Genomic DNA, 26,380 nt, shown 5'->3' on the forward strand with positions numbered 1-26,380 from the left:
CCGCCCGATGAGTGGCGCGGCCGGGCGACATGGCACTCTTAGACCTGCGTGTTCGGTAAGAGACGCACGAAGCACAGACAGACGGAACCGTCGTACACAGGTTTGCGAGGAGCAATCACCGTGCAGCGCTGGCGTGGCTTGGAGGACATCCCCCAGGACTGGGGGCGCAGCGTCGTCACCATCGGCTCCTACGACGGGGTGCACCGCGGACACCAGTTGATCATCGGCCGTGCCGTGGAGCGCGCCCGTGAGCTGGGCGTTCCGGCCGTCGTCGTCACCTTCGACCCGCACCCCAGCGAGGTCGTGCGCCCCGGCTCGCACCCGCCGCTGCTCGCCCCGCACCACCGCAGGGCCGAGCTGATGGCCGAGCTGGGCGTGGACGCGGTGCTGATCCTGCCGTTCACCACCGAGTTCTCGAAGCTGTCGCCCGCCGACTTCGTCGCGAAGGTGCTCGTCGACCGGCTGCACGCCCGGATCGTCGTCGAGGGCCCCAACTTCCGCTTCGGCCACAAGGCCGCGGGCGACGTCGGGTTCCTCGCCGAGCAGGGCCGCACGTACGACTTCGACGTCGAGCTCATCGACCTGTTCGTCAGCGGCACGGCGGGCGGCGGTCAGCCGTTCTCCTCGACGCTGACCCGCCGGCTCGTCGCCGAGGGCGATGTCGAGGGCGCCCGCGAGATCCTGGGCCGCCCGCACCGCGTCGAGGGCGTCGTCGTGCGCGGCGCGCAGCGCGGCCGCGAACTGGGCTTCCCCACGGCCAACGTGGAGACCCTCCCGCACACCGCGATCCCCGCCGACGGCGTCTACGCGGGCTGGCTGCACGTCGAGGGCGAGGCCATGCCCGCCGCCATCTCGGTCGGTACGAACCCGCAGTTCGACGCGGTCGAGCGGACCGTGGAGGCCTACGCCATCGACCGCGAGGGGCTCGACCTGTACGGGCTGCACGTCGCCGTCGACTTCCTCGCGTTCGTGCGCGGGATGTCGAAGTTCGACTCCCTGGAGCAGCTCGTCGAGGCGATCGCCGACGACGTGAAGCGCTCGCGTGACCTCATCGCCGCCTACGAGGCGAACGAGGCGTAGGTCACACCCCGTTCCGGCCCGGGGATGTCACAGCCGGGCCCCTGCGATCCGTCCTGTTGGTGAAGCACCGTCCAGGACCACGGAATCCAAGCAGGGAGCTCGTCATGGAACCCCGTCTGAACATGTTCGCCAGCCAGTCCGCCGTCGGATTCCTCAAGCGTCTCGTCGCCGCGCACCAGCCGCTCACCGGCTCCGGCCTGCCCGCCGCGACGCAGGAACTCGTGAAGATCCGCGCCAGCCAGATCAACGGCTGCTCGGGCTGTCTCGACATGCACGTCAAGGAGGCCGTGGCGGCAGGGGAGACCCCGGTCCGGCTCAGCCTCGTCGCGGCATGGCGCGAGGCGAAGGTCTTCACGGAGGCGGAGCGGGCGGCCCTCGAACTCGCCGAGGAGGGAACGCGTCTGGCGGATGCCGCCACGGGGGTGCCGGACGAGGTGTGGGACCGCGCCGCCAAGCACTACGACGAGGAGCAGCTCGGCGCGCTCGTCTGCCTCATCGCCGGCATCAACGCCTTCAACCGCCTGAACGTGATGACGCGACAGCCGGCCGGCGACTACCAGCCGGGCATGAAGTCCCCGCTGGAGTAGGGCGCGGGTTCCGCATCCGCGTCTGCCGGGTCCGGTCGTGTCGCGACTGCGGCCCGGTGGGGCTTCTCGCGCAGTTCCCCGCGCCCCTGATGAGGCTCCGCCTCATCGGGGAGATGCCACCCGAAGGGTGTGCATCTCAGGGGCGCGGGGAACTGCGCGACCAGCCACGACGGAGCCGCAGCCGCCCGATCGCAGAACCCCGCAGATGCTACTGCGAGGCCCGCGCCGCCGCCCAATGGCAGGCAACCTGGGTCGCGGCGCCGCCGGAGAGCACCGGCAGATCCTCGGACCGGCACGCCTCGGCGACCCCCGCCTCCTCGGCGGAGCCACGCGCCAGGACCTGGCACCGCACATGGAACCGGCACCCCCCGGGCACCCGCGACGGATCCGGCGGCTCCCCGGTGAGGACCACCGGATCACCGGGCGCCTCCGGGAGCACCGACAACAGGGCCTGTGTGTACGGATGCTGAGGAGCCGTCAGGACGTCCTCCACCGGCCCCGTCTCCACGATCCGGCCCAGATACATCACGGCGACCCGGTCCGCGATGTTCCAGGCCAGCCCCAGATCGTGCGTGACGACCAGCGCCGAGAGCCCGAGTTCGTCGCGGAGCCGGAGCAGCAGGGCCAGGATCTCGCCCCGTACGGACGCGTCCAGCGAAGCCACCGGCTCGTCCGCCACGATGAGTTCGGGTTCGAGGACGAGCGCGCCCGCGATGACGACGCGCTGGCGCTGGCCGCCGGACAGCTCGTGCGGGTAGCGCAGGAAGAACCGCTCCGGAGGCCGCAGCCCCGCCCGGGACAGCGCGTCCGACACCGCCGCCCGCTCGTCCCCCGCGTACCCGCGGATCCGCAGGCCCTCGGCGACCGCGTCGTACACCGTGTGCCGAGGATTGAGCGAGCCGCTCGGGTCCTGGAGGACCAGCTGCACCCGCTTGCGGTACGCCTTCAGCGCGCGGGACGCGTAGTCGAGCGGCTTCCCGGCGAAGGTGACTGCCCCGGCCGTCGGCTTCTCCAGGCCCAGCAGCGTGCGCGCGAGGCTCGTCTTGCCGCAGCCGGACTCGCCGACCAGGGCGACGATCTCGCCGGGGGCGATGTCCAGGTCGACCCCGTCCACGGCCCGCGCCGGCGGCGCCCCACGGCGCCCCGGGAACGTCAGCCGCAGCTGCTCCGCGCTCAGCAGGGGCCGCGTGCCCGCCATGACCTGGTCCTTCATGCCGTGGTGCTCCTTGCCTCGACCGACTCGCCCGAACCGGAACCCGAACCGGCACCGGCTTCCGTCGGGGTGCCGACATGTACACACGCCGCCCGCCGGCCGGACCCCGCCTCCCGCAACTCCTGGTCCCGCGTCGCGCACACCTCCAGCGCCACCGGGCAGCGCGGGTGGAACGTGCAGCCGGGCGGCAGCGCCGACGGGTCCGGCGGGTCGCCGGGCAGCCCCCGCGGCGCGAACCGGGACGCCGGGTCGCCGATCGTCGGGAACGCCGCCGACAGGGCCTTGCCGTAGGGGTGCACCGCGTTCTCGTACACCTGGTCCGCCGGGCCCTCCTCGACGACGCGGCCCGCGTACATCACGGCGAGCCGGTCGCAGGTGTCGGAGAGGACCGCGAGGTCGTGGCTGATCATGACGAGGCCCAGGTCCTGCTCGGCGACCAACTGCTCGATCAGGCGCAGGATCTGGGCCTGGATCATCACGTCCAGAGCGGTCGTCGGCTCGTCGGCGATGATCAGTGCCGGGTCGCAGGCGAGCGCCATGGCGATCATCACGCGCTGGCGCTGACCGCCGGACAGCTCGTGCGGGTAGGCGTCGGCGCGCGTCGCCGGGAGCCCCACGTGTTCGAGCAGCTCGGCGACCTTCTTCCGGGCGCCCGCCTGCGTCGCCTTCTTGTGCAGCAGGATCGGCTCGGCGATCTGGTCGCCGATGCGGTGCACGGCGTTCAGCGAGTGCATCGCGCCCTGGAACACGATCGAGGCGCCCGCCCAGCGCACGGCGCGGACCTGGCCCCACTTCATGGCGAGGACGTCCTCGCCGTCGAGCAGGATCTCGCCCGACACCTTCGTGCCCGCCGGCAGCAGCCGCAGCAGCGCGAGCGCGAGCGTCGACTTCCCGCAGCCGGACTCGCCCGCGATGCCGAGCTTCTGGCCGGCCTCCACGGACAGGCTCACCCCGCGCACGGCCTGGGCGCCGCCCGCGTACGTCACCGCGAGGTCCTTCACCTGAAGCAGTGTCATGACCGCACCCCCAGCTTCGGGTTGAGGACGGACTCGACCGCGCGGCCGCACAGCGTGAAGGACAGCGCGACGACGGCGATGGCGATACCGGGCGGGGCCAGGTACCACCAGTCGCCCGCACTGACCGCACCGGCCTCGCGGGCGTCCTGCAGCATGCCGCCCCAGGACGTGACCGTCGGGTCGGACAGGCCGAGGAACGCGAGGGTCGCCTCGGTGAGGATCGCCGAGGAGATGATCATCGTGGTCTGGGCGAGGACGAGCGGCATCACGTTCGGCAGCACGTGCCGGGTCATGACGTGCCCGTGACCGCCGCCCAGCGCCCGGGCCCGCTCGATGTACGGACGGGACTCCACCGCCAGCGTCTGCGCGCGCACGAGCCGGGCCGTGGTCGGCCAGGTCGTCACGCCGATCGCGATGATCACCGTCCACATCGAGCGGTCCATCACCGTCGCCAGCGCGATCGCGAGGACCAGCGTCGGCATCACCAGGAACCAGTCGGTGATCCGCATCAGGACCGTCGCGTACCAGCCGCGGAAGTGCCCGGCGACGATCCCGATGAGGGTGCCGATCGCCACGCACAGGAACGCCGCGAGCAGGCCCACGGTCAGCGAGACCCGCGCCCCGTACACCAGGAGCGCGAGCACACTGCGGCCGAACTGGTCGGTGCCGAGCGGGAACTCACCGCTCGGGCCCTCCAGCGGGCCGCCCGGCGCGTTCGTCACGCTCTGCGCGTCCGCGCCGACCAGTGCGGGCGCGAACACGGCGATCAGCGCGATCAGCACCAGCAGCCCCAGGCCCCACAGGCCGCCCTTGTGGGAGCGGTACGAGCGCCAGAAGCGGGCCAGCGACTGACGCTTGCGGGCGCGCGCGAGCGAGCGCGCGCTCGTGGTCTTCTGCACGCCTTCGGCGGGCGCGGTCTCGGTCGTCATCGGCCCACCCTCGGGTCGAGCAGCGGATAGAGGATGTCGGCCAGCGTGTTCGCGAGGATCACCGCGGTGGCGAAGACGAAGAACAGGCCCTGGACCAGCGGGAGATCGGGCACCGACAGGGCCGAGTAGAACAGCCCGCCCAGGCCCGGCCAGGAGAACACCGTCTCGACCAGGATCTGCCCGGCGACCACGTGCCCCAGGTTCACGAACATCAGCGTGAACGTCGGCAGCAGCGCGTTCGGCACGGCGTGCCTGCGGCGCACCATGTCGTCGCGCAGCCCCTTGGCGCGTGCCGTCGTCAGATAGTCGCTGCCCATCTCGTCCAGCAGCGAGGAGCGCATCACGAGCAGCGTCTGCGCGTAGCCGACCGCGACCAGCGTGATCACCGGGAGGACCAGATGGTGCGCGACGTCGACGACGTACGCGAAGCCGCTCTCGCCGCCCGATTCGAGGCCGCCCGTCGGGAACAGGCCGGGGATCGGCCCGATGCCGACGGAGAAGACGATGATGAGGAGCAGGCCCAGCCAGAACGCCGGGACCGAGTAGAGGGTCAGCGCGAACGCCGTGTTGAAGCGGTCGCTGCGCGAGCCGTTGCGCCACGCCGTGCGCGTGCCCAGCCAGATGCCGAGCGCCGAGTACAGGACGTACGCCGTGCCTGTCAGCAGCAGCGTCGCCGGCAGCGCAGCGGTGATCTTGTCGATGACCGGGACGTGGTACTGGAACGAGGTGCCGAAGTCGCCGGTGAGCGCGTCTCCGATGTACGAGGTGAACTGCTTCCACATCGGCTGGTCGAGGCCGAACTGGTGGCGCAGGTTCTCCAGTTGCTCCGCCGAGACCTTGCGGCCGCCGGTCATCTGCTTGACCGGGTCGCTCGGGATGAGGCGGAAGAGGAAGAAGCTGGTGACGAGGACGGCGAAGAGGGAGACGGCGGCGCCGAGGACCTTCGTCGCCGCGTACCGCAGATACGCCTTGGTGTCGCGGGCCCGCGGGCCGCGGGCGGCCGACGACGCCCCCACCGGTGCGGTGGGGTCGTCGCCGGGGCCGCCCGCGCCCTGCACGAGCGCCGGAGTGCTGTCAGCTGTCATGGTTCATGCGAACTCTCGTTGGTCGTGCGGGCGTCGGCCGCGCGGGGTTGCGGGTTGCGGGGCCCCGGGCGGTACTACTCCCGATCGTCCGCCGTGGACCGGCGCCGCATCGCGAAGAACACGCCGCCGCCGATGACGAGGAGCGCGGCGATCACGATCCCGATCACGACCCCGGTCGAGCTCGACGAACCCGAGTCCGAGCTGTCGGAGGCGGTCGCCGGCTCCGCCGACCACCAGCTCCAGTACCCGTCCTGGCCGTAGATGTTGCCCGCGGCCGTCGGCATCGTCGTGATCGACTTGATCTGGTCCGTGCGGTACGCCTCCACCGCGTTCGGGTACGCCATGACGTTCATGTACCCGGAGTCGTACAGCCAGGACTGCATGTTCTTGACGACGTCCGCGCGCTTCGCCGTGTCGTACTCGGCGAGCTGCTGCCCGTACAGGCCGTCGAACTTCTTGTCGCAGATGAAGTTGTCGGTGGCCGCGCTCTCCTTGGCCTTCTCGGGGAGCGCCGCACACGTGTGGATGCCGAGCACGAAGTCCGGGTCCGGGTTCACCGACCAGCCGTCGAAGGCGAGGTCGTACTCACCCGCGTACCAGGGCACGGACACGTCGTCGAGGCAGTCGACCTTCAGACCGACGCCGAGCTTGCCCCACCACTCCTTCAGGTACTTGCCGACCGCCTTGTCGTTCGGGTCGGTGGCGTGGCACAGGATGCGGAAGTCCAGCGGCTTGCCGTCCTTGCCGACCCGCTTGCCGTCCTTGAGCGGATAGCCCGCGTCGTCGAGCAGCTTGCCCGCGGCCTCGGGGTCGTAGGACAGCTTCTGACTGTCCGAGGGCTGCCAGAAGTAGTCGTCGAAGCGCGGCGGGATGTAGCCCGCGCCCTGCACGGCGTGGCCCTGGAAGACCTTGTCGACGATCGTCTTGGTGTCGACGGAGCGGAACAGCGCCTGGCGGACCTTCTGGTCGAGCAGCGCCTTGTTGCCGTCGCCGAACTTCTTGCCGTCCTTGGTGCGCGCGCCCGGGTTCACGGCGATCGCGTAGAAGCGGCGGCCGGGCCCCTCGTTCACCTTGATGTTCTTCTCGCCCTTGAGCGAGGCCGCCTGAGCGGGCGTCAGAGCGGGGGAGCCGGCGACGAAGGAGACCTCGCCCTTGCGCAGCGCGGCAACCGCGGCGTCCTGGTCCTTGTACGTCTTGAAGACGATCTCGTCGAACTGGGGCGTCTTCGACTTCCGCCAGAAGTCCTTGTTGACCTTCAGCTTCACGTACTGGTCCGTCTTGTAGTCCGTGAGGACGAACGGGCCGTTGCCGACGATCGGGAACTTCTGGTCGTTGTTGAACTTCGAGTAGTCCTTGACGTCCTTCCACACGTGCTCCGGCACGATCGGGACGTCGAGCGAGGTCATCGTCGCCTGCGGCTTCTTCAGCTCGATGACCAGCTGCGTGTCACTGGGGGCCGTGACCTTCTTGAAGTTGGTGACGAACGAGCCGTTGGCGGTGGCCGCCGCGTCGTCCGTCATCATCTTGTTGAAGGTGAACGCCGCGTCCTTGGCGGTGGCCTGCTCGCCGTCCGACCACTTCGAGTCGTCGCGGATCGTGTACGTCCACGTCAGCTTGTCCGGCGAGGACTCCCACTTGGTGGCGAAGCCCGGGACGACGTGGTTGTCCTTCGGGTCGTAGTTGGTGAGGTACTCGTACATCAGCCGGTGGACGCTGGTGCTCACCAGACGCGTCGCCAGGAACGGGCTGAGCGAGTCGACGCTCTGCGCGAGCGCCACCGTGAGGGTCTTCTTGCCGCCGTCCGCCTTCGCCTGCGCCTCCTGCGGCGCGGGGTTGAGCGGCGTGGCGAGGCCGGCCGTCAGGGTGAACGCCGCGGCACCGGCTGCCAGGAGCACCCGCACACCGCGCCGGGAGGGGCGGGCGATCGTTCTGTCGTGGTGGTCGTGCCGGACTTGCTGAGCCTGTTTGTTCATCGGTCGGTGACCTCGCGCATCGCTCGCACAGCAGGGACTTTCCAGATCGAATGAAGTGTGTGTACCAGCGGCTGTCGAGAAACGTCAACGGCAGGTGAACCCCATGTGGCCTGCGGAAATAACGAGTTGACCAGCATTTTTGGCACATTGGTCGAGACCTCTGATGCGATGCAGGCCAGGGCGTGGCGGTCACTTTCGGCCTCGGCTCCGTCCGGGCACGCGAAAGGCCCGCACCGGCGGGCGGTGCGGGCCTTCTGACGCGTTGTCACTGCTGAGGCGGCTGCGGCTGCTGCCATCCCGGGGGCGGGCCGGGCTGTCCGGACTGAGCCTGCTGCGGGGGCGGCGGGGCACCCCAACCGGGCTGCGGACCGGGCTGTCCCGGCTGTCCCGGCTGCCCGGGTTGCCCCGGATGGGCCATCGGGCCGGGCTGACCCGGCTGGGCCGGATATCCCGGCTGGCCCGGCGGCGGAGCCTGCGGAGGCACACCGCCCTGCTGCGGGTACGGGGCCTGCGGCGGCTGCTGACCGGGGTACGGCTGCTGACCCGGGTAGGGCTGCTGCTGACCCGGCATCGGCGGCGCCATCGTGGGCGGCTGCTGGCCGTCGGCCTGCGTCCACAGGCCCTGGTTCTGCTGGGCCCGTACGAAGTCCTCGGCGACCATCGCCGACAGGTTGAAGTACGCCTCGCGGACCTTGGGCCGCATCATGTCGAGGTCGACCTCGGCGCCGGCCGCCAGATGCTCGTCGAACGGGACGACGACCACACCGCGGCAGCGCGTCTCGAAGTGGCTGACGATGTCCTCCACCTTGATCATCTTGGCGGTCTCGCGGACCCCCGAGACGACCGTGATCGAGCGGGACACCAGGTCCGCGTACCCGTGCGCCGACAGCCAGTCGAGCGTCGTACTGGCGCTGCTCGCACCGTCCACCGACGGGGTCGAGATGATGATGAGCTGGTCGGCGAGGTCGAGCACGCCGCGCATCGCGGAGTACAGCAGGCCGGTGCCCGAGTCGGTCAGGATGATCGGGTACTGCTTGCCCAGCACGTCGATCGCGCGCCGGTAGTCCTCGTCGTTGAACGTCGTCGAGACCGCCGGGTCCACGTCGTTGGCGATGATCTCCAGGCCCGACGGGGCCTGCGAGGTGAACCGCCGGATGTCCATGTACGACTGCAGGTGCGGAATCGCCTGGACCAGGTCACGGATCGTCGCGCCGGTCTCGCGCCGCACGCGGCGGCCGAGGGTGCCCGCGTCCGGGTTGGCGTCGATCGCGAGGATCTTGTCCTGGCGCTCCGTGGCGAGCGTCGAGCCGAGCGCGGTGGTCGTCGTCGTCTTGCCGACGCCGCCCTTGAGGCTGATGACCGCGATCCGGTAGCAGGAGAGCACCGGAGTGCGGATCAGGTCCAGCTTCCGCTGCCGCTCGGCCTCCTCCTTCTTGCCGCCCAGCTTGAAGCGCGAGTTGCCGCCGCCGGGGCGGGTGCTCTTCGCCTTCTGCCGCTTGTTGTTGAGCAGCCGGTCGGCGGACAGCTCGACCGCCGCCGTGTAACCGAGCGGGGCGCCGCCGACGTTCGTGGGCTGACGCTGGTCGTGCTGCACGGGCTGCGGCCAGGCGGCACCCGTGCGGGGGTCCGTGCCGGCGGGGGGCTGCGGCTGGCCGGGCTGGCCGGGCTGACCCTGCTGGCCCGGCTGCGGCTGGCCCGGGTAGGGCTGGGCCGGCGGCTGCGGCTGGGCGGCCTGCGGGGGTACGGGCGCCTGCGGCGGCACGGGGCCCTGCGGCTGGGGGAAGCCGTAGCCCGCGCCCTGCTGCTGCGGCGGGACCGGTGCGCCCTGCTGCTGCGGGGGCAGGGGCTGGCCGGGCTGCGGGTGAGGCTGCTGCTGGGGGAAGCCGTAACCGCCCTGCGGGGCAGGGGGGTTGGGCATGCCGGGCTGGGGCTGCGCGGGCGACTGGGGCTGCGCCTGCGCCTGGGGCTGCGGCGGGGCCGGGGGCTGGGGGAAGCCGTAACCACCCTGCGGGGCGGGGTAGTTGGCGTCCGGCAGCGGGGCGGACGCCGGGGGCTGCCCCTGAGCGGGCGCCGGCGGCTGCGGGAAGCCGTAGCCACCCTGCGGCTGGGCCGGCGGCTGGGGCTGGGCCGGAGCCGTGGGGGCCGGGGGCTGCTGGGCCGGCCAGCCCTGGGGCGCGGCCGGCGGCTGCGGAGTCTGCGGGGGCTGAGGTGCCTGAGGTGCCTGCGGGGCCTGTGCCGGGTCGGCCCACTGCTGGGCCGGGGCCGGGGCCGGGGCGCTCGGCTCGGCCGGCTGGAACGTGGGCGGCAGCGGAGGCACGCCACCTTCCGGAGCGGGCGGCGGAGTCCAGGCGGCGGGAGCGGGCTGCTCGGCGGCGTCGCCGTCCGCCTGGGCGGGGGCCGCTTCCGGGGCGGCGGGCGCGGGGGCGACCTCGGGCGTCTCGGGTGCCTCGGGCTGCTCGGGAGCGGCCGCCGTCACGTCGCCGGACGCGGAGTCGCCGGGCTCCGTGTCGTCGCCCGCGGTGGCCTCGCCGACGACGGAGCTGCCGGCAGCGGCGGCGAGCGGGAAGTCCCCGTCGTCGGAGGAGCCGGAGGAGTCGGAGGAGCTGGAGGAGTCAGGGGAGTCGGAGAGGGACGCGTCGGGCCCATCGGACTCGGACACGGACACGGACACGGACTCGGACTCGGACACGGGCTCAGCCTCGGGCGCCACCGAACCGACGGCCCCCTCCGCACCCCCGAAGGAGCCGGAGCCGGAGCCGGCGCCGAAGTCGGATGCACCGGTACCCGGCGAACCGGCCGGATCAGCCGCACCGCCCATGCCGTCGACCCGGTGCACATCGGCCCACGAGCGCGGCGACTCGGCGGCGGCCGCCCCCTCGGACGCGCCCTCGGACGCACCGGCGGCAGGCGCGGCGGCCGCACCGGCGCCGGACCTGTCCTCGCCGAGCGCGGCCAGCTCCTCGAACTCCCTCTTCAGCGCGGCGGCGGAGAAGCGCATCGTGGCGCCGCTCTCCAGATCCCCGTTCCCCGTGCCGGACTCGGCGGCCTCCGGGGCCAGGGGCGCGGGGGCCGGGGGCGGGGTCGGAGCGGGTGCCGGGGGCGGCACCGGCGCCGCGGGCGCGACGGGCTCGGGCGTGCCCGCACCCGACGCGTTCTGCGTGTACCAGGCCGGAGGGGCGTAGTCGATGGTGAACTCGCCCGTCATCTCGACACTGGACTCCGCGTCGGACTGATCATCGACGGGCGAATCCCAGCCCCCGCGGTAATCGTCCCGATCGCTGTTCACAATGCCTCCTGGTGTGGTCGAGCACCCTCGTGTTCGTGCATAGGGGAGACCGATGTTTCTCGCCGATCCGCCGGGTTCACCCCTGGGTCCCAGCCCCCTGACGTACCCGCACCCCGCACAAGGGCGTACGCGGACGTCCGGTCCCAGCCTAATCACGAATGGCGGGTGCACGGCAGGCCCGCCCCACCCGTCGGGGCCGTGCGCCCGGTCACGTGACGGCCGCGCCCCGCGGGAACGCCCGCGCAGGCGCGGCAAATCGCCACGAACGGGACGGACTCAGTCCATCCGGCGTGCGGTTCCCAACAATCCGGTCTCGGCGTCGGTCGCCTGCGTCATCACGTACTGCCGGTCCCGGTCCGTGCACCACAGCGTCACCCCGTCGGCGAGCGTCGGCAGCGACTCGTACTCGCCGCGCGGCAGCCCCATCACCCGGCCGATCTCCGACGCCTCGTCCGGCGACACCCGCTGCACGCCCACGAGCCGCGCCTGCCGCATGAGACGCGGCGCGACCGGGCTCAGGTACGGCAGCAGCGTCAGGACGGACTGCCAGGGCGCCGAGGCGACCCGGCCGCGCGGCGGACGCATGCCGCAGTCGCGGATCACCAGCACGGGCCCGCCGGCCGACGCGCCCTGCGGAGGGACCCGGCCCACCTCGTGCACGGTCATGCCGGACTGGCCGCCGCCGACCGCCTGGACGAGCTGCGCCCAGTGCGCGGCGCGGCCCGTCTCCACGGCCACCCGCGCGCCGGTCGCGGCGGCCCGCAGCGCGAGCACCTGCGCCGTCCACAGACCGCCGATGAGCACGATGTCGTACGGCGTCGGGCGGTTGATGCCCATGACGGCCGGCTGGCCCTCGGCGTCCACGCCGACGACCACGCCGTCGTCGCCGATGGGCAGCGACAGGGTGTCGAGGTGCTCCGGCGGCAGCGAGTGCCGCTGGTGGCGCGGACCGAGCAGACCGAAGCCGGTGCGCAGTCGCTCGCCGAGGTCGGAGGTGTGGCTGGTCAGGGCCATCAGCGGGCACCTCCGAGCGGCAGAGTGGCGAGAACGCCGGGCAGTTGCTCGCGGTCCAGACGGACCAGGCTGGCGCGCACGCTGCGCGCGGCCACCTCCAAGTCCCGGCGCGCGGTGGTCAGTTCGCTGTCGCTGCGGCCGGTGATCCGCAGATGCCCGGTGAGGGTCACGTCCTGCTGGTCGCCGGGGGCGAGCGTCAGGCTGAACGTCGTCGCCAGCGCGGGCACCGTGGTCAGCTGGGCCACGAGCTGGGGCAACGTCGTGCCCCCGCCGCCCAGTTGGGGCCAGCGGCGGACCCAGTACGTCGTGTGCCGGCGGTTGTCGCACCGCCAGCTGCGGCCGGACTCCTCGGTGCGGCGCTGCGGGGCCTCGCTCCGGCCGGCCTGCGCGGTCACCATCGGGTTGGCGCACGCGGACGTGGCGACCGCGGCGACCAGCTCCTCCTCGGTGAGCACCCCGGCCCGGAACCCGGCACCCGTGAGCCGGCTCGACAGGTGCTCCGCCACGCGCGCGAGAGCCTTCTGCGCGCCGACCACGCCGCCCCCGCGGGCCGCGACGGCCTCCGGGCACAGCTCGGGGTCGAGCTTCAGCGCGATCCAGGTGATGCGCACCGCCGGCGAACCCGTCTGGGCCTGCAGCGGCGCGTAGTTGCTCACCGCGACCGACTGCTGCGGCAGGTGCAGCGCGGGCGCCGGCTGGGTGTGCAGCACGATCTGCGCCGACTCCAGACGGATGCCGTCGACCTCCAGCGCGTCCCGCACCAGGGCGACCGGCAGCGGGCGCCGGCTGCGCTCGGCGCGCAGCGCGGTGGCGTCCGACTCGACCTGGAGCACCGCGGTCAGGAAGCCGCCGTCGCCGACCATGCCGACGGGGCGCTGGTCCCGGTCGTCGCCCCGGTTGTAGCTGTACGTGCGCAGGCTCGGGTCGCACTCCACGGCGGGTGCGAGGCCCGGCTCGGTGCCCGGCGGCACCGGCTCGCCCGCCGCGCGCCGCTTACGGGCGCGCAGGGCGAGGATCGTGCCCAGCCAGTCCGGCAGGGAGCGCCCCCGGCGGCGTACGAGCGCCAGCAGCAGGAGCAGGGCGGCGACCGCGCCCGTCGCGATCAGCGCGACCGTGCCGATCACCCAGCCGCACACGACCAGCGCGGCGGCCAGCTCGATCATCACGAGCCGCTGCATGCCGAACGAGCCGCCGCGGCCGGAACGCGACTTCAGATGAGGGGAGACGGCGCCTCGGTACGGAGCTCCGCCGGACCGCCCACCCCGTGCCGGAATGTGTGGTGCCTGTGAAGGAGTGGGGGACCCCTGTGGGGAACCCTGCCGAGAACGGTCACCCGATCGTGACCTCGATTGCGACCGCGATCGAGCCCGCGTTGCGGAAGCCATCACTCCAAACCCCCCGAACTCTCCCGAAATCCCATGCGCAAAGGCCCCCCGAAGGTTCCACAGTCCGTGCCAGAAGGCCTCAGCACCCTACCCGTGCCACACGCGCACCGGCGCAACAGGCATAGTAGGGGCCGGGTCTGACCGCCGCGGCACGTACCGCAGGCGTTCACGTCGACCGAAGACGGGGAAGGCCGGGGGAACTCGCCCCCACGGCTCCGCACGGGGAGAGAGCGGACACAGATGGCATCACGGCGGGACGAACTCAACGCCTACACCTTCGCGAAGCGGCGCACGCTCGCGTCCTTCCTGCAGCCCTCTCCGACGGGCTCCGAGGAAGGCGCCCCGCGCCCGCTGCGCGCGGTGCTGCCCGGCACCATCGTCGGTGTCGTGGTCCTCGCGGTCTTCGGCGGCATCGGGATGTTCAGCCCCGCGGCCCCCAAGGGGTGGGACGCCACCCAGAAGAACGTGATCGTGGCGAGCGACTCGACGACGCGCTACGTGGTCCTCAAGACCGACGGCCAGAAGCAGCTGCACCCCGTCCTGAACACGGCGTCGGCGAAGCTGCTGCTCAAGGACTACACGGACGACGTCGTGACCGTCGACGAGAAGGTCCTCGACAGCGGCAAGCCCCCGCACGGCGCCACGCTCGGCATCCCGTACGCCCCCGACCGTCTGCCCTCCAGCTCCGAGGCCGAGGCCGGCAAGCGATGGATGGTGTGCGAGCGCCCCAGCGACGGCGGCCGCGCCATCCAGAAGGCGGCGTTCGTCCTCGCGAAGAAGGAGTGGGGCAAGTCGGAGGGCCGCGACAAGCTCTCCGGCGGCCAGCTGATGTACGTGACCGACGCGGTCACCAAGTCGCAGTACGTCGTCGACGCCCGCGGCACCTCGTACAAGATCGCCGACCCGGCGCAGGAGGGCCTGCTCAAGGCGCTCGACACCCAGCAGCGCGCCCCGCAGCGCGTCTCCGCCGAGTGGCTGCGCACGACGCACCAGGGCTCGCCGATCGCCATCCCGACCGTCCCGGGCGCCGTCGGCCAGACCGCGAACGCCGTCGCCGGCAGTGGCAACGCCCAGTACGACAAGATCGGCACGGTCCTCAAGGCCCTGGACGGCACGCGGATGCAGTACTACGTGGTGCTGCAGGGCAAGGTGGCCAGCATCTCCGAGTTCACCGCCCAACTCCTGCTCAACAGCGATGACTTGATCGACGCCAACACGACGGGCAAGGCCGTGCAGGTGAACCCGGCCGCTGTCGCCGGCAGCGTGCCCTTCGAGGGTGAGGGCGCCAAGTGGCCCACGCAGGGCGCCAAGACGGTCAACGACGGCGCGAGCGCCACGAGCGGCCGCAACACGGTGTGCAACACGCTGCGTTCGGTCAAGGGCGGCAACACCAGCCTGTCGACCTGGGCCGGCACGGACTTCCCCGCCGACCTGCCCACCGGCTCCTCCAGCGCGTACGTCACGCCCGGCTCCGGCCAGATCTTCCGCCAGTTCCAGGGCACCGAGACCAAGGCGGGCGGCGTCTTCCTGGTCACCGACACCGGGCTGCGCTACGCCCTCCAGTCGAACGCGGACAGCGCGACCGACGACAAGGGCATCGGCACGACAGAGAAGCAGCGCAAGGCGGAGCAGCAGGAGGCGGAGATCGCGCGCAAGCTCCTCGGGTACGACAACGTGGACCCGGCCCCGATCCCCTCCACCTGGTCGTCCTTCCTGCCCACCGGACCGCGCCTGTCGCAGGCGGCCGCGCGGCAGCCGCAGGGCTCGTAGCGGACCGGCGGACGAGAGCAGGAGGGGAAGCCCGAATCATGGCGATCACCAGCAACTGGGCCCGTCGCACCGCGCGGCCGGCCGCCGTGTCCGCGGCCACCGCGCTGACCGCGTCGATGGCCGTGCTCGCCCTGCCGGCGGCCCCGGCCGCGGCGGACAGCGGGCAGTGCACGTTCGGCGGCAAGAAGTACGCGGGCCGGCCGTGGGCGCTGCAGCGCGTCAACCTCGACGACCTGTGGCAGAGCGCCACCGGCAAGGGGGTGCGCGTCGCGGTCATCGACACGGGTGTGGACGTCAAGAACCCGCAGCTGAAGAGCGCTGTCGAGGAGTCCGCGGGAGGAAACTACCTGCCGCCGAAGGACGACAAGGGCAAGAAGATCGAGGGCCGCGGCAACGCGAAGGGCACGACCGACACCGTCGGTCACGGCACGCGCGTCGCCGGCATCATCGCGGCGCGCAAGGCGAGCGGCACGGGCTTCGTGGGCCTCGCCCCGGAAGCGACGATCATCCCGATCAAGCAGAACGACGCGGAGGGCCACGGCAACTCCGACGACCTGGCGCTGGCGATCAACCACGCGATCCGTCAGCGCGCCGACGTCATCAACATCTCCCAGGACACGGAGAAGGCCCTGGCCCCCGGCTCCAAGCTGGAGACCGCGGTCAACGCCGCCCTGCAGAAGAACATCGTGGTCGTCGCCTCCGCGGGCAACGACGGCCTCGGCGGCAACGTCAAGAAGACCTACCCGGCCTCGTACAAGGGCGTCCTCGCCGTCGCCGCCTCGGACCGCAACAACGAGCGCGCGGCCTTCTCGCAGTCGAACGACGACGTCGGCGTGGCCGCGCCGGGCGTCGACATGATCTCCACGGTCCCGCTGGGCGGCCACTGCTCCGACAACGGAACGAGTTTCTCGGCGCCGTACGTCGCCGGGGTCGCGGCCCTGATCAAGCAGCACCACAAGGACTGGACGGCCCAGGAGGTCGTCGCGCAGATCGAGCAGACCGCGGAGCGTTCCATCAACGGCCGTGACCGGCTGGTCGGTTGGGGAGTCGTCGACCCGGTCCGCGCGGTCACCGAGATCGCGGACCCGAAGAACCCGATCCAGGCCCCGCACGCGGACCCGGACGCCATCGAGGCGAAGCCGCCGGAGATGCTCCCGGTCCCCCTCACGGAGACCGCGGACGAGCGCAACGCGCGCCTGGCCACGTACGTCCTGGTCGGCGGTCTGATCGCGGTGGCGGGCCTGGGCGGCACGGCGGTGGCGGTACGGGACGCGCGGCGCCGCAGGGCACGGACGAGCGGGACGGGTACGGGTACCGGTACGGGAACGGGTACCAGCACGGGCTGAGCCCGGCCGCTCACATCTGGGCGAGGTACCCCGGCAGGCCGCACGCGAGAACGCCGGTGAGGAACACGGCGGCGGCTAGCCTCAGCCGCCCGCGCCGGCTCAGTTCCACAGCGGCGAGACACACGAGGCAGGCGGCGCCCGCGAGCGCCGCCTCCAGCCCGTCGCCCTTTCGCGCCTGCTGCACGGCGGCGGCGAGCATCCCTACGGCCATGAGGGCCCCCATGAACAGGTAGCCCTGGCGGCGCCGCTCCTGCTCGGAGCCGTCATCGGAGCCGTCAGGGGAGGGCCTGCCGTCGCTTCGGCGGAACTCCACCGTCCTCAGAGCCGGCCGGCCACGGCGACGGCCACCAGACCGGCGAGGCAGACGCCGAGCGCGGTCGCGAGCGGCGGCCAGCGACGGTCCCGGCGCGCGCGGACGAGCAGCCACGCGGTGACCGCGACGACGACGAGCACCGCGACGGACGCCACGACGACCGGCGTGGGGTACCCGGACCCGACACCCGCCACGGTCAGACCGACGACCAGCAGCGCGCGGACGGCGACCAGCACGGCGATCGTGGCGGTCAGCAGAAACGTGATGCGCCAATTGCGATCGTCAACCTGAGCCAGCGATTCCGTCGACCCGGGCGCGGCCGGATCGCCCGGCAGTCGCGTGCCGGCCCGGCTGAAACCCTTGTTCCCGTGCTTGTCGTTCATCACGACCGGCACCCTACCCAGTCCCCGCGGGGCCGTGTAGGGCCCCGCAAGATCACATAACGGAACGGCCACACCGGCCGTGCCCCAACCCGGCCGAAAACACCCCACAGCGCCCGGCTCGAAAAGCTCTGCGCGCAAGTCTGTGAAGCTTATGTGCTCGCTCACTTCCGCAAACTGGGGATTCCCCAGGGGCTGGGGTAGCGTGCCTCCCCACATGGCGGCACCCCGGTGGGGGACGAGGATGAGGTGCACATGAACCTGAAGGTCACACCTTCGGATCTCGAGGGCTACGCGCGCCAGCTCGGCCGCGCGGCGGAGGACGCGGTGGCGTTCAAGAACCACTGCAACCAGCACACCACCGTCGGTGTCTCGAACGAGGGCCTCATCAACCTCGTCCTGACGACGCACACGGCCACCGTCCAGCAGGTGAACTCGGCCTTCAACAAGCTGCAGAGCATCCTCAAGGCGGCCGACGGCGAGCTGGGCAGGTCCGCGAAGTACTACATCAAGACGGACCGGGCGGTCGCCGCGAAGGCCGACGCCACGTACCCGCTGGTGAAGCGCCCCAAGTAGTCCGGGCCCACGGGCAAGCCGTAGCGAAAGCCGTAGAGAAAACCGAGGGGGGAAGCTCTCCATGTCTGATTTCACGGACGTCAAGGAACCGACGTCGCTGCTGCACGCACCGAAGGCGCCGGAGGAGTTCTCCCAGGGCCCGATCCTCGACACCTTCAACGACTGCGCCGACCTCATGAGCCCCACGTACTGGGTGACCGAGGCGTACAACGCGGTGTTCGGCTACAACCCGCTGGACGAGGTCGTGCAGTGGTTCGCGGGCGACTGGGAGTCGTTCGCCAAGTGCGGTGACGTCTGGGACCAGTTCGGCAAGGCCGTCGCCGCGGTCTCCGACAACGTCGAGGCGGGCAACAAGACGCTCGACATCACCTGGGACGGCCGGGCCGGCGACGCCGCCTACAAGTACTTCTTCGAACTCGCGGGCAAACTCGACGAGGTCAAGGACCAGTTCGACAAGCTCAAGACCGAGTACGACCACCTGTCGCACGCCGCGTACTCCACCGCGGAGGCCATCAAGGGCTTTCTCGGCGGCATCATCGACGGCCTGCTCATCACGGCGATCGAGATCTCGGCGGGCACGCTGCTGTCGTGGACGGGCATCGGCGCGGCGGTCGGCTACGGCCTCGCCGCCCTCGAGGTCGCCAACATGCTGCGCCTGTGGGCCAAGGCCACGGAGGCCTTCGGCAACGCGCAGGCCATCGTCAACGGAGCCGTCGGCATCATCGAGACGATCGCCGCCACCCTCTACGGCTCCCTCTCCACCTTCCCGGAGGTCGGCACGTACGACCACCCGGACCCCTCGATCTGACGCACGTTCCCCAGGAGTAACACCGTGGCCACAGACGACCGCGAGGAGCGCCGGATCGGCGACGCGGACCTCATGGACATCACCCGCGGCGACCAGGCCCGAGCCCGCTCGCTGCGCAAGTCCCTGCAGAAGCTCTCCGAGGGCCTGGCCCCCGGCGACCCCCTGCGCGAAATGGCCCGCGAGGTCCTCAGCGGCCGCATCGGCCTGCGCGAAGCCGCGCGCGTCCCCGCCTACTCCGAAGCCCTCGGCGAACGCACGGCCCAGGGCTTCCGCGACTACGAACGCCTCTCCCCCCAGGAACGCCGCGAACAGGAGGCGGCGGCGCGGGCGTATCTGGCGGAGCAGAAGGCAGAGATCGCGGAGGAGCGGCGGAATCGCGGGCGCTGAGCCCCGTCGCGGCGCCCCTCAGGCGGCGCCGAGCAGCCGGCTCAGCCCGATGAGCGTGCCCGTACAGGCGAAGCACAGCGCGAAGGCGCACACCAGGTGGCGCCAGCGCCGGGTGCGGCGGGCGAGCACGAGGAGCCGCGCGACGGCCCCCGCGAACGCGAAGGCGAGCGCGGACGAGCCCAGCATCCACGTGACGCCCCCGCCGGGACGGACGGCGACCAGGAGAACGAGCTCGACGGCCCCGAGAAGCCCGATCACGACGCCGAGCGCGGCCGTGAGGTGGAAGAGCCGGGGCCAGACGTAGGCGGAGGTGTCCTCGAAGGACTCCTCGACGTCGCGCGGCTGGGCCATCGCGCCCTTGTTGAACTCCCGCAGAGCCCTTCTGCTGATCATGTTGGCGACCTTAACCACGGCGTCGCGTCGGCGCGGCTCCCCATTCCCTCGTTCGGGGGATGATCTTGCCCGGACTCACCCCAACTGGCCTGAAGAGAAAGCTCACTTCAGTCATCAGTCCGTATCCGTGGCACGGCACCGACGCCCTCATGATGACCTCCTTGCCCGCCATGGAGGGAGATCTGACGATGACCTTGAAAGTGGTCCCGGGGGACCTGAAGGGCTACGCGAAGCAGGTGGGGCGTGCGGCGGACGACGCCCACGAGTTCCGCAGGCACTGCGACCGCTACACCGGTGTCGACCTGGAGGAGACGGGCCTGATCGGTCTGGTCGCGGCCTCGCACCACACCACCGTCCCCCAGGTCGAAGCCGCCCTCACCCGGATCCGGCAGGTACTGGACGCGGCGAGCGTCGAACTGACCCGCAGCGCCCGCTACTACGAGGCGACAGACCGACGGGTCGCGTCGCGCCTGGATGCCGCGTATCCGGTGGTCGAGCGTCCAGCGGCGACGTGCAGTTGAGCACGGCGGGAGAGAACAGAGGAATCAACACATGGCCGAGTTTCCCGACGTCGTGGCCGCGACGTCCTTCCTGCACCCGCCGAGCGGCAAGGCCGAGTACTCCCTGGGCCCCGCCCTGGACCTGGCGAACGAATGCCTCGACCTCGCCAGTCCGAGTTACTGGGTGACCGAGGCCTGCAACCTGGTGTTCGGCTTCAACCCGCTCGACGAGGCGATGAAATGGCTCGCCGGGGACTGGGAGGCCTACTCGCGGTGCGGCCAGGTCTGGGGGCAGGTCGGCAAGGCCACAGGGGCGATTTCCGAGAACATCACCGCGGGCAACACGACGCTGGACCGCACCTGGGACGGCCATGCCGCCGATGCCGCCTTCACCTACTTCCATGACCTGTCGACCAGGCTGGACGCGATCGAGACGGAGTTCGACACGCTCCGGGGTGCCTACGAGAAGGCCGCCGAAGCCGCGTACTTCGCGGCCAAGGCGGTGAAGGACTGTCTCTCGGCGCTCTCCGACGAGCTGCTGATCCTCTCCCTGGAGATGGCCGCAGGAGCCGCACTCTCTGTGACCGGCGTGGGCGCCGTGATCGGGTACGGCCTGGCAGGCCTCCAGATCGCGTCCCTGCTCAAGCAGTGGGCGAGGGCGACGGAGGTCCTGGGCAAGGCCCAGGGGATCGTGCTGGCCGCGGCAGCCGTCCTGGATACATCCGCTGCGGCCATCGCCAAGATCACGACCGAGTTCGTTCAGGTCAACGCATACGACCACCCGGCCCCCGGCGTCTGACCGCCAGCCGATCACGAGGAGGACCCCATGCCGGAGGACGTGCACATCGGCGACCCGGATCTCATGACCGTCACCGCGGGCGACCGCGCCAGAGCCCGCGCCCTGCGGAAATCCCTTCAGCGCCTGGCCGATGAACGAGAGGCCGACGATCCGCTGCGTGAGATGGCCCGGGAGGTTCTCGGCGGAAGAGTCGGCCTGCGGGAAGCCGCACGCATCCCTGCCTACGCGGAGGCGCTCGGGGAGCGCGTGGCGTGTGGCTTCCGTGAGTACGAGCGCCGCGCGTCCGGTGAACGCTCCGCCCAGGAGGCCGCGGCCCGGAGATTTCTGGACGATCAGCAGGACGAGATCGACCGCGAGCGGGAGGGGTGCGGGTGTTAGGGGCGCCGGGTCGGGACCGCGAGGAGGCGAGGCCAGCGGGTGCGTGCGGCGGTGCGCATGCGGCCGCAGAGTTCGGCCACTTGCTTCAACTCATCCTGCGTCGAGGCGTATTCGGCCACCACCCCGAGGCGGTGGGTCAGCCGCTGGCGCGCCGTCACGGTCCCCCAGTCCCAGTCCTCGTCCAACACCCGAGCCAACTGGTCGCTCACCCCCCGCTCCGCCCGCTGCACGAGCGCGTCCCCCCGCAACACCCACCCCGCACACGCGTCGACCAACGCCCCCTCGACGTCCTCGGCCGGTTCGCTCCCGGTGGCGTCGCGCCAGGCCGCCAGATACGCCGCCTCCGCCCGCGCCAGCAGCGCATCCGACGCCCGCGTCACGCACCAGCACGTCGGAAACCCGATCCGCAGATAGGCAAGTTCCATCAACCCGCTTCCCAGCGAGGCCTGTTCGAAGTCGATGAACCGGACGCCCTCGGTCGTGTGCAGGTCGTTGCCGGGGCAGGGGTCGCCGTGAAGGAGGGCGGTCCCCGGCGCACGGTCGAGCCGCTCGACGAGAGCGCGGAGCTCACCGGCGACCTCGTCCCCGGCCGGGACCTCGAGCGCCTCGGCCAGGCGCAGAAAGGCGGCGATGTCGGACTCCCTGGGGGCCGACCAGCGCGGGAGGGGACCGTCCGCGTCCGAGGGGCGGGCGGTGGCATGAAGCTCGGCCAGGGACTCCGCGTACCCGACGATCCAGTCCTCGGCGGGCGGCCGATGCTCAAGATGCTCCAGCACGACAAGCAACTGCTCGGCCTCCACACCCAACACCCTCGGCACAACCGGGACTTGAGCCCGCCCGGCAATCCGCAGCGCGGCCACCTCGCGCGCGTACCGGTCCGCCGCCTCCGCCCCGGCGACGAGCTGCTTGACCACGACCGGCACCCCCGACCCGAGCTCGACCCGCCACACCCGTGACCGCGGACTGCTCTCCAGCACCACACTCCCCACGGGCGCCCCCAGTTTTGCCCGCAGCGCTTCACTGATCGGCGGCAGGTCAGGCGTCACGGTGCCTCCAGGGCATAGGAACGGCGCCCGTCAGCGCCGGCCCGCAGCGTACGCACAGACCCCCACCCCGCCCGAGCGAATTAGGCCGGTGTTTGCACCTGCCGCGTGTGAACGGACCGCCTCGATTGCATTTGTGGACGCTTCGTGAAGAGTCCGGGGCGAGTTCTGTCGCGTGTCTGAATTCATACGTACGAGACCGGCCACATTCACACCGGTACGCCGCCAGGGTTCAAGCCGCCCACACGTGAAAGGCCCCGGATCTGCGCACCTGCCCGGACCCGGCGGTGATGCACGCGAGCGGAGTTGTCCGAATTGGCCCGGAAAGTAGGCGGTCTTGATGCCGTCTCGTGACGGAGTTATCGCAGAAGCTCGGTTGGAGTGGATGTGCCGGGTGACTACAGTGGTCAAGGCGTTGTATGGCGTGACCAACTTTGCCATCGCGCGGTGAGGCAGTCCGGGTGGACGGCCCGTCTCGACTGGAGACGGACCTACGGGGAAACGGGGAGGAAGACGTCGTGCTTCCAGCAGACATGGTGGGAGGGCCCTCGGCGACGAGGGCGGCGAACCTTGAGGTCACGAGCGAAGCGCTGACGACGTTCCAGAAGCGCGTCAACACGGTGCTCAGTGACCTGGATGAGTCCGCCGGAAACCCGAACAAGGTGGGCGCGCAGACGATCAACAAGTCGTCGCTGCACAACGAGGGCGCGCTCGCATTCCCCGAGGCCGAGAACCTGTTCACGCAGTACCACGCGGTGCACAGCGAACTTGTCACGCTCTCCAAGACGCTCAACCTGCAGATCGAGGCGATCGGTATCGCCGTGCAGGGCGCTCACCGGGGCTTCGACAACCTGGAAGAGGACCAGCGGCGGCGCTTCTGGGCGATCCAGACCGAGGTCGACCAGCTCCAGCGGACCCAGGAAGAGCAGCGAGAGGGCACGAAGCGCACCAACGACGCGACGAAGGGCGGTGGGTTCTGACCATGACGGACCACAAGCACGACGCAGACCGCGAGCGGGTCTCTCAGCAGAACACCTTCACCGACTTCGCCCACGACGTCGAGGACAACAACAAGGGCGGCCACTGGATCAACGGGATCTTCCGCTCCGTCATCGACGTGACGCCCGTCGGGCAGGCGCTCGACGGCCGGAAGTCCAACTTCGAGCGCTCCGACATCACGCTGAACCAGATGCTCGACATGGTCGACGCGACCAACCCGGAGGACCTCGAGACCTCCGGATCGGCACTGTGGGACGCACGCGACGCGATCAAGAAGGCCGCATCCGAGCTCGACGGCCACATCACCAAGGTCCACTGGGTCGGTGAGTCCGGCGACAGCTTCCGCAAGTGGGGCGCGAAGCTCGTCACGTACGCCGAGGACCTCGGCAAGTACGCGGGCACCGCGGGCGACCAGCTCTCGGCCGCCTCGATGGGCCTGTCCTCCGTCCGCGGCGCCATGCCGCCCCGCGACGAACGCCCGGCGGACGAGCAGAAGATGAAGCCGTCCGACTACCCGGCGGCCAAGCAGGTGGACAGCAACGACAAGTACGCGGCGGCGGTCAAGGTCGAGAAGCACCGCCAAGAGGCGATCAACCAGATGAATCGCCTGTCCTCGTACTACGCGGTGTCGACGGAGCAGCTCCAGACGCTGCAGGAGTCGCCGCCGAAGCTCGAGGCCATGCCGAACGTGGGGGTGCCGAAGCCGCAGCCGACCATCGGTCGTCGCTGGAGCGACGACGGCGGCGGCAGGACCGGCGACTCCGGTTCCGTCGGCGACCAGACCGGTGGGACGCGTCGGGTGCCGGACGACCTGACGGCGACGCCTCCTCGGAGCGACGGGACCACCAAGCCGACCGTGCCTCCGGGTGACGTGGACGGCGGCATCACCGTTCCGGACCGTCCGGTGGGCACGGAGATCGACAGCGTCGACACGCTGCCGAGGCCGACCACCAACACGCCTCCTCCGACGACGACCGGTCCCACGAACGTTCCCAACATGCCCGGGCCGACCGGCCCTTCGGGTCCCGGCTACGTCCCGCAGTTCCCGCCCACCGCGACCGGCCGCAACACCGGTCCGGGCGGTATGCGTAACCCCCTCACGAGCCAGGGCCCGGGCCAGAACCGGACGGGCCAGGGCCGTACCACCGGCCCCTCGGGCACGTCCCAGCAGCCGCGCTCCACGGGGCGTGGCGGCGGTAGTACCGAGATGGGTCGCTCGACCTCGACGGGTCGTGCCGCGGGTAACCCGGGCAAGGGGTCGCAGAACGGCCGCGCCATCACCGGCGGGACCCAGCGTCCCACCACCAAGCCGAGCGCGCCGCGTGCCGGCGGTGCCAAGGAAGTGGGTCGCTCCACCGGTGTCGTCGGCGGTCGCCAGACTCCGACGGGACGTGCGGGCACGACGAGCCAGGGCGGTTCGCGTATTCCGCGTGGTTCGGTGATGGGCACGGAGGGCGCCGGTGCCAACGGCCGCTCGACGGCCAGCCGTGTCGGGCAGCGGGGCGTCTTCGGCGCTCAGGGTTCGACGACCGGCGGCCCCGCGCGCGGCGGTGCCGGTCGTAACGCGGCGGGGACTCGTGGCGGCGCGGGCCTGGTCGGCGGTGCCGGCAAGAACCGCAAGCCGAAGGAAGAAGAGACCGAGACGTCCGAGCGTCCCGACTACGTGGTCGAGGACCCGAACACCCACCTGCCCGCGGACCGGCGCGATGTGCCGCCGGTCGTCAACTGACGCCGAGCGACGAGGACAGCCAGCAGCATGAAGTCAGGGATCAGCCGACGAGCCGACCGTTCCCCGATGGGCCGGGCGCGCGGGGCAAGACGTGTGCGCTCGGTCGGGGCGGTCGTCGGAGCGCTGGCTGTCATGGGCGTGGGGTTCGCTCCCAACGCATCGGCATTCGACGCCCAGGCCGAGCAGTGGTACCTGGACGCGATGCAGGCCGACCAGATGTGGAAGGTCAGCACCGGCAAGGGCGTCAAGGTCGCGGTCATCGACTCGGGTGTGAACTCGCAGACCTCGTCCCTCAAGGGACAGGTACTGGCCGGCGAGGTCGCCAAGTCGGTCTCGTACCACACGACTCAGGACTTCAGCGGCCACGGCACCTCGATGGCTGAGCTCATCGCCGGCACGGGTGCCGGCGGCGGCGTGAAGGGTCTCGCGCCCGACGCGAAGATCCTCCCGTACCGGATCCAGATGAAGGACCTCAAGGACAAGGCCGAACTGGCCAAGACGGCGGAGCCGGCCGTGGCGATCCGTGCCGCTGCGGACTCCGACGCCAAGATCCTCAACATGTCCATCGGCTCGGAATTTATCGACCCTGACATTAAGGAGGCGCTCAAGTACGCGGCCTCCAAGGGCAAGTTGATGATGGTGGCCGTCGGTAACGAGGGTGTGCGGTCGGGGCACATCGACTACCCGGCCGCGTACCCGTACGCGGTCGGTGTGGGCTCCGTCGACCAGAGCGGCACGGTCTCGAAGACTTCCTCGTACGGCAATTACGTGGACCTGGCCGCTCCGGGTATCAGCGTCCCGGGCTGGTGTGACCAGTCGTTCAAGGCGTACTGCATGCGTGACGGCGGCACCAGTTCGGCGACGGCCGTCGCCTCCGGCGCAGCGGCCCTGATCTGGTCCGCCCACCCCGACTGGACGGCGAACCAGGTCCTGCGTTCGCTGATCGACACCGCCGGCCGCAAGTGGAAGAAGAGCGACCCGAGCAGGTACCTGGGCTACGGCATCATCCGCCCGCGGGTGGTTCTGGAGAACCCCGACTACAACCCCGGCCCGGCCGACGCGGACCCGTTGTCCAAGGAGAACGGCGGCCCCGCGAAGACCACCGAGAAGTCGAACGGCGCCAAGCCCTCCGCTTCTGCATCAGGCTCGTCACAGCCCACGCAGAAGGCTTCAGAAGTCCCGGCGGAGGCGGCAGGATCGGAAGCGGAATCCTCAAGCGGCAACAACACGTTGTGGATTGTGCTCGGTGCGGTCGCGGCAGTCATCGTGATCGGCGGCGGAGGTTTCGCCGCCCTCCGGGCGCGACGCGGTCAATAGGACTTTCAACCGTGGGGTCCCTGCGTTTCTTGGGTGGACCACGGGGGAGCGGCTCGGCCTGAAGAAGGCTGAGT

General features: G+C 71.0%; 25 protein-coding genes. 13 read left to right on the top strand and 12 right to left on the bottom strand.

What is annotated here, in order from left to right:
• The first annotated feature begins 120 nt into the window (after positions 1-120).
• Positions 121-1,080, top strand: a complete 960-nt coding sequence (locus ACIBTU_RS29545) for a bifunctional riboflavin kinase/FAD synthetase (RefSeq protein WP_399129572.1) — start codon at positions 121-123, stop codon at positions 1,078-1,080.
• A gap of 104 nt (positions 1,081-1,184) precedes the next feature.
• Positions 1,185-1,667 (top strand): carboxymuconolactone decarboxylase family protein, encoded by a 483-nt coding sequence (locus ACIBTU_RS29550; protein WP_399129574.1) that lies wholly within the window; start codon positions 1,185-1,187, stop codon positions 1,665-1,667.
• A 208-nt stretch (positions 1,668-1,875) separates the two neighbouring features.
• Here the strand turns inward: ACIBTU_RS29550 and ACIBTU_RS29555 are convergent, their stop codons facing one another.
• The 8 genes from ACIBTU_RS29555 to eccE form a co-directional block, all read right to left on the bottom strand.
• A complete protein-coding gene (locus tag ACIBTU_RS29555) occupies positions 1,876-2,880 on the bottom strand; it encodes an oligopeptide/dipeptide ABC transporter ATP-binding protein (RefSeq protein ID WP_399129576.1) in 1,005 nt (334 codons plus the stop codon).
• On the bottom strand, positions 2,877-3,896 hold the full coding sequence (locus ACIBTU_RS29560; protein ID WP_399129577.1) for an ABC transporter ATP-binding protein: 1,020 nt from the start codon (positions 3,894-3,896) through the stop codon (positions 2,877-2,879). The genes ACIBTU_RS29555 and ACIBTU_RS29560 overlap by 4 nt, the downstream gene beginning before the upstream one ends.
• Positions 3,893-4,825 carry an ABC transporter permease gene (locus ACIBTU_RS29565; protein ID WP_399129578.1) on the bottom strand — a complete coding sequence of 311 codons (933 nt, stop codon included), beginning with the start codon at positions 4,823-4,825 and terminating at the stop codon, positions 3,893-3,895. The genes ACIBTU_RS29560 and ACIBTU_RS29565 overlap by 4 nt, the downstream gene beginning before the upstream one ends.
• A complete protein-coding gene (locus ACIBTU_RS29570; RefSeq protein ID WP_399129579.1) occupies positions 4,822-5,910 on the bottom strand; it encodes an ABC transporter permease in 1,089 nt (362 codons plus the stop codon). The genes ACIBTU_RS29565 and ACIBTU_RS29570 overlap by 4 nt, the downstream gene beginning before the upstream one ends.
• Positions 5,911-5,984: 74 nt before the next feature.
• Complete coding sequence (locus ACIBTU_RS29575; protein WP_399129580.1) at positions 5,985-7,883, bottom strand: ABC transporter substrate-binding protein; 1,899 nt, start codon at positions 7,881-7,883, stop codon at positions 5,985-5,987.
• Positions 7,884-8,148: 265 nt separating this feature from the next.
• Positions 8,149-11,169 carry an SCO5717 family growth-regulating ATPase gene (locus ACIBTU_RS29580; protein ID WP_399129581.1) on the bottom strand — a complete coding sequence of 1,007 codons (3,021 nt, stop codon included), beginning with the start codon at positions 11,167-11,169 and terminating at the stop codon, positions 8,149-8,151.
• A 276-nt stretch (positions 11,170-11,445) separates the two neighbouring features.
• Positions 11,446-12,183, bottom strand: coding sequence for a hypothetical protein (locus tag ACIBTU_RS29585; RefSeq protein WP_399129582.1), 738 nt, complete (start codon positions 12,181-12,183; stop codon positions 11,446-11,448).
• Positions 12,183-13,361 (bottom strand): type VII secretion protein EccE, encoded by a 1,179-nt coding sequence (gene eccE, locus ACIBTU_RS29590; RefSeq protein ID WP_399129583.1) that lies wholly within the window; start codon positions 13,359-13,361, stop codon positions 12,183-12,185. The genes ACIBTU_RS29585 and eccE overlap by 1 nt, the downstream gene beginning before the upstream one ends.
• A gap of 447 nt (positions 13,362-13,808) precedes the next feature.
• Between eccE and eccB the strand changes: the two genes are divergently transcribed.
• Both eccB and mycP read left to right on the top strand, forming a co-directional pair.
• Positions 13,809-15,338 carry a type VII secretion protein EccB gene (gene eccB, locus ACIBTU_RS29595; protein WP_399129584.1) on the top strand — a complete coding sequence of 510 codons (1,530 nt, stop codon included), beginning with the start codon at positions 13,809-13,811 and terminating at the stop codon, positions 15,336-15,338.
• A 38-nt stretch (positions 15,339-15,376) separates the two neighbouring features.
• Positions 15,377-16,684, top strand: coding sequence for a type VII secretion-associated serine protease mycosin (mycP, locus tag ACIBTU_RS29600; RefSeq protein WP_399129585.1), 1,308 nt, complete (start codon positions 15,377-15,379; stop codon positions 16,682-16,684).
• A gap of 10 nt (positions 16,685-16,694) precedes the next feature.
• Here mycP and ACIBTU_RS29605 read toward each other — a convergent pair whose 3' ends face one another.
• Positions 16,695-16,997 (bottom strand): hypothetical protein, encoded by a 303-nt coding sequence (locus ACIBTU_RS29605; RefSeq protein WP_399129586.1) that lies wholly within the window; start codon positions 16,995-16,997, stop codon positions 16,695-16,697.
• 5 nt (positions 16,998-17,002) lie between these two features.
• Positions 17,003-17,383 (bottom strand): hypothetical protein, encoded by a 381-nt coding sequence (locus ACIBTU_RS29610; protein ID WP_399129587.1) that lies wholly within the window; start codon positions 17,381-17,383, stop codon positions 17,003-17,005.
• Between the two features lie 249 nt (positions 17,384-17,632).
• Between ACIBTU_RS29610 and ACIBTU_RS29615 the strand changes: the two genes are divergently transcribed.
• The 3 genes from ACIBTU_RS29615 (at position 17,633) to ACIBTU_RS29625 (ending at position 19,148) form a co-directional block, all read left to right on the top strand.
• A complete protein-coding gene (locus ACIBTU_RS29615; RefSeq protein ID WP_399129588.1) occupies positions 17,633-17,953 on the top strand; it encodes a hypothetical protein in 321 nt (106 codons plus the stop codon).
• A 61-nt stretch (positions 17,954-18,014) separates the two neighbouring features.
• A complete protein-coding gene (locus ACIBTU_RS29620) occupies positions 18,015-18,761 on the top strand; it encodes a hypothetical protein (protein ID WP_399129589.1) in 747 nt (248 codons plus the stop codon).
• Between the two features lie 24 nt (positions 18,762-18,785).
• Entirely contained in the window at positions 18,786-19,148 is a 363-nt protein-coding gene (locus ACIBTU_RS29625; RefSeq protein WP_399129590.1) for a hypothetical protein, read from the top strand.
• 18 nt (positions 19,149-19,166) lie between these two features.
• On the opposite strand, the gene ACIBTU_RS29630 is transcribed toward ACIBTU_RS29625, so the two are convergent.
• Positions 19,167-19,541: a hypothetical protein gene (locus ACIBTU_RS29630; RefSeq protein WP_399129591.1), complete on the bottom strand. Its 375-nt coding sequence runs from the start codon at positions 19,539-19,541 to the stop codon at positions 19,167-19,169.
• A 188-nt stretch (positions 19,542-19,729) separates the two neighbouring features.
• Here ACIBTU_RS29630 and ACIBTU_RS29635 point away from each other — a divergent pair, with 188 nt between their 5' ends.
• The 3 genes from ACIBTU_RS29635 to ACIBTU_RS29645 are packed head-to-tail and all read left to right on the top strand — an operon-like array spanning position 19,730 to position 21,218.
• Positions 19,730-20,062 (top strand): type VII secretion target, encoded by a 333-nt coding sequence (locus ACIBTU_RS29635; RefSeq protein ID WP_399129593.1) that lies wholly within the window; start codon positions 19,730-19,732, stop codon positions 20,060-20,062.
• A gap of 31 nt (positions 20,063-20,093) precedes the next feature.
• A complete protein-coding gene (locus ACIBTU_RS29640; protein ID WP_399129594.1) occupies positions 20,094-20,840 on the top strand; it encodes a hypothetical protein in 747 nt (248 codons plus the stop codon).
• 27 nt (positions 20,841-20,867) lie between these two features.
• Positions 20,868-21,218, top strand: a complete 351-nt coding sequence (locus ACIBTU_RS29645) for a hypothetical protein (protein WP_399129595.1) — start codon at positions 20,868-20,870, stop codon at positions 21,216-21,218.
• On the opposite strand, the gene ACIBTU_RS29650 is transcribed toward ACIBTU_RS29645, so the two are convergent.
• Complete coding sequence (locus tag ACIBTU_RS29650; RefSeq protein WP_399129596.1) at positions 21,215-22,264, bottom strand: phosphotransferase; 1,050 nt, start codon at positions 22,262-22,264, stop codon at positions 21,215-21,217. The two genes, ACIBTU_RS29645 and ACIBTU_RS29650, sit on opposite strands and share 4 nt — an antisense overlap.
• Before the next feature lie 515 nt (positions 22,265-22,779).
• On the opposite strand from ACIBTU_RS29650, the gene ACIBTU_RS29655 reads away from it, so the two are divergent.
• The 3 genes from ACIBTU_RS29655 (at position 22,780) to ACIBTU_RS29665 (ending at position 26,306) form a co-directional block, all read left to right on the top strand.
• Positions 22,780-23,241 (top strand): hypothetical protein, encoded by a 462-nt coding sequence (locus ACIBTU_RS29655; RefSeq protein ID WP_399129597.1) that lies wholly within the window; start codon positions 22,780-22,782, stop codon positions 23,239-23,241.
• A gap of 2 nt (positions 23,242-23,243) precedes the next feature.
• The gene (locus ACIBTU_RS29660) at positions 23,244-24,989 is read left to right on the top strand and encodes a hypothetical protein (protein ID WP_399129598.1); all 1,746 of its coding nucleotides are present in this window, start codon (positions 23,244-23,246) and stop codon (positions 24,987-24,989) included.
• 93 nt (positions 24,990-25,082) lie between these two features.
• Complete coding sequence (locus tag ACIBTU_RS29665; protein WP_399129623.1) at positions 25,083-26,306, top strand: S8 family serine peptidase; 1,224 nt, start codon at positions 25,083-25,085, stop codon at positions 26,304-26,306.
• Positions 26,307-26,380: the final 74 nt, after the last annotated feature.

The organism is Streptomyces sp. NPDC050145 (assembly GCF_044460245.1).
In the GTDB taxonomy this organism is placed as follows: domain Bacteria; phylum Actinomycetota; class Actinomycetes; order Streptomycetales; family Streptomycetaceae; genus Streptomyces.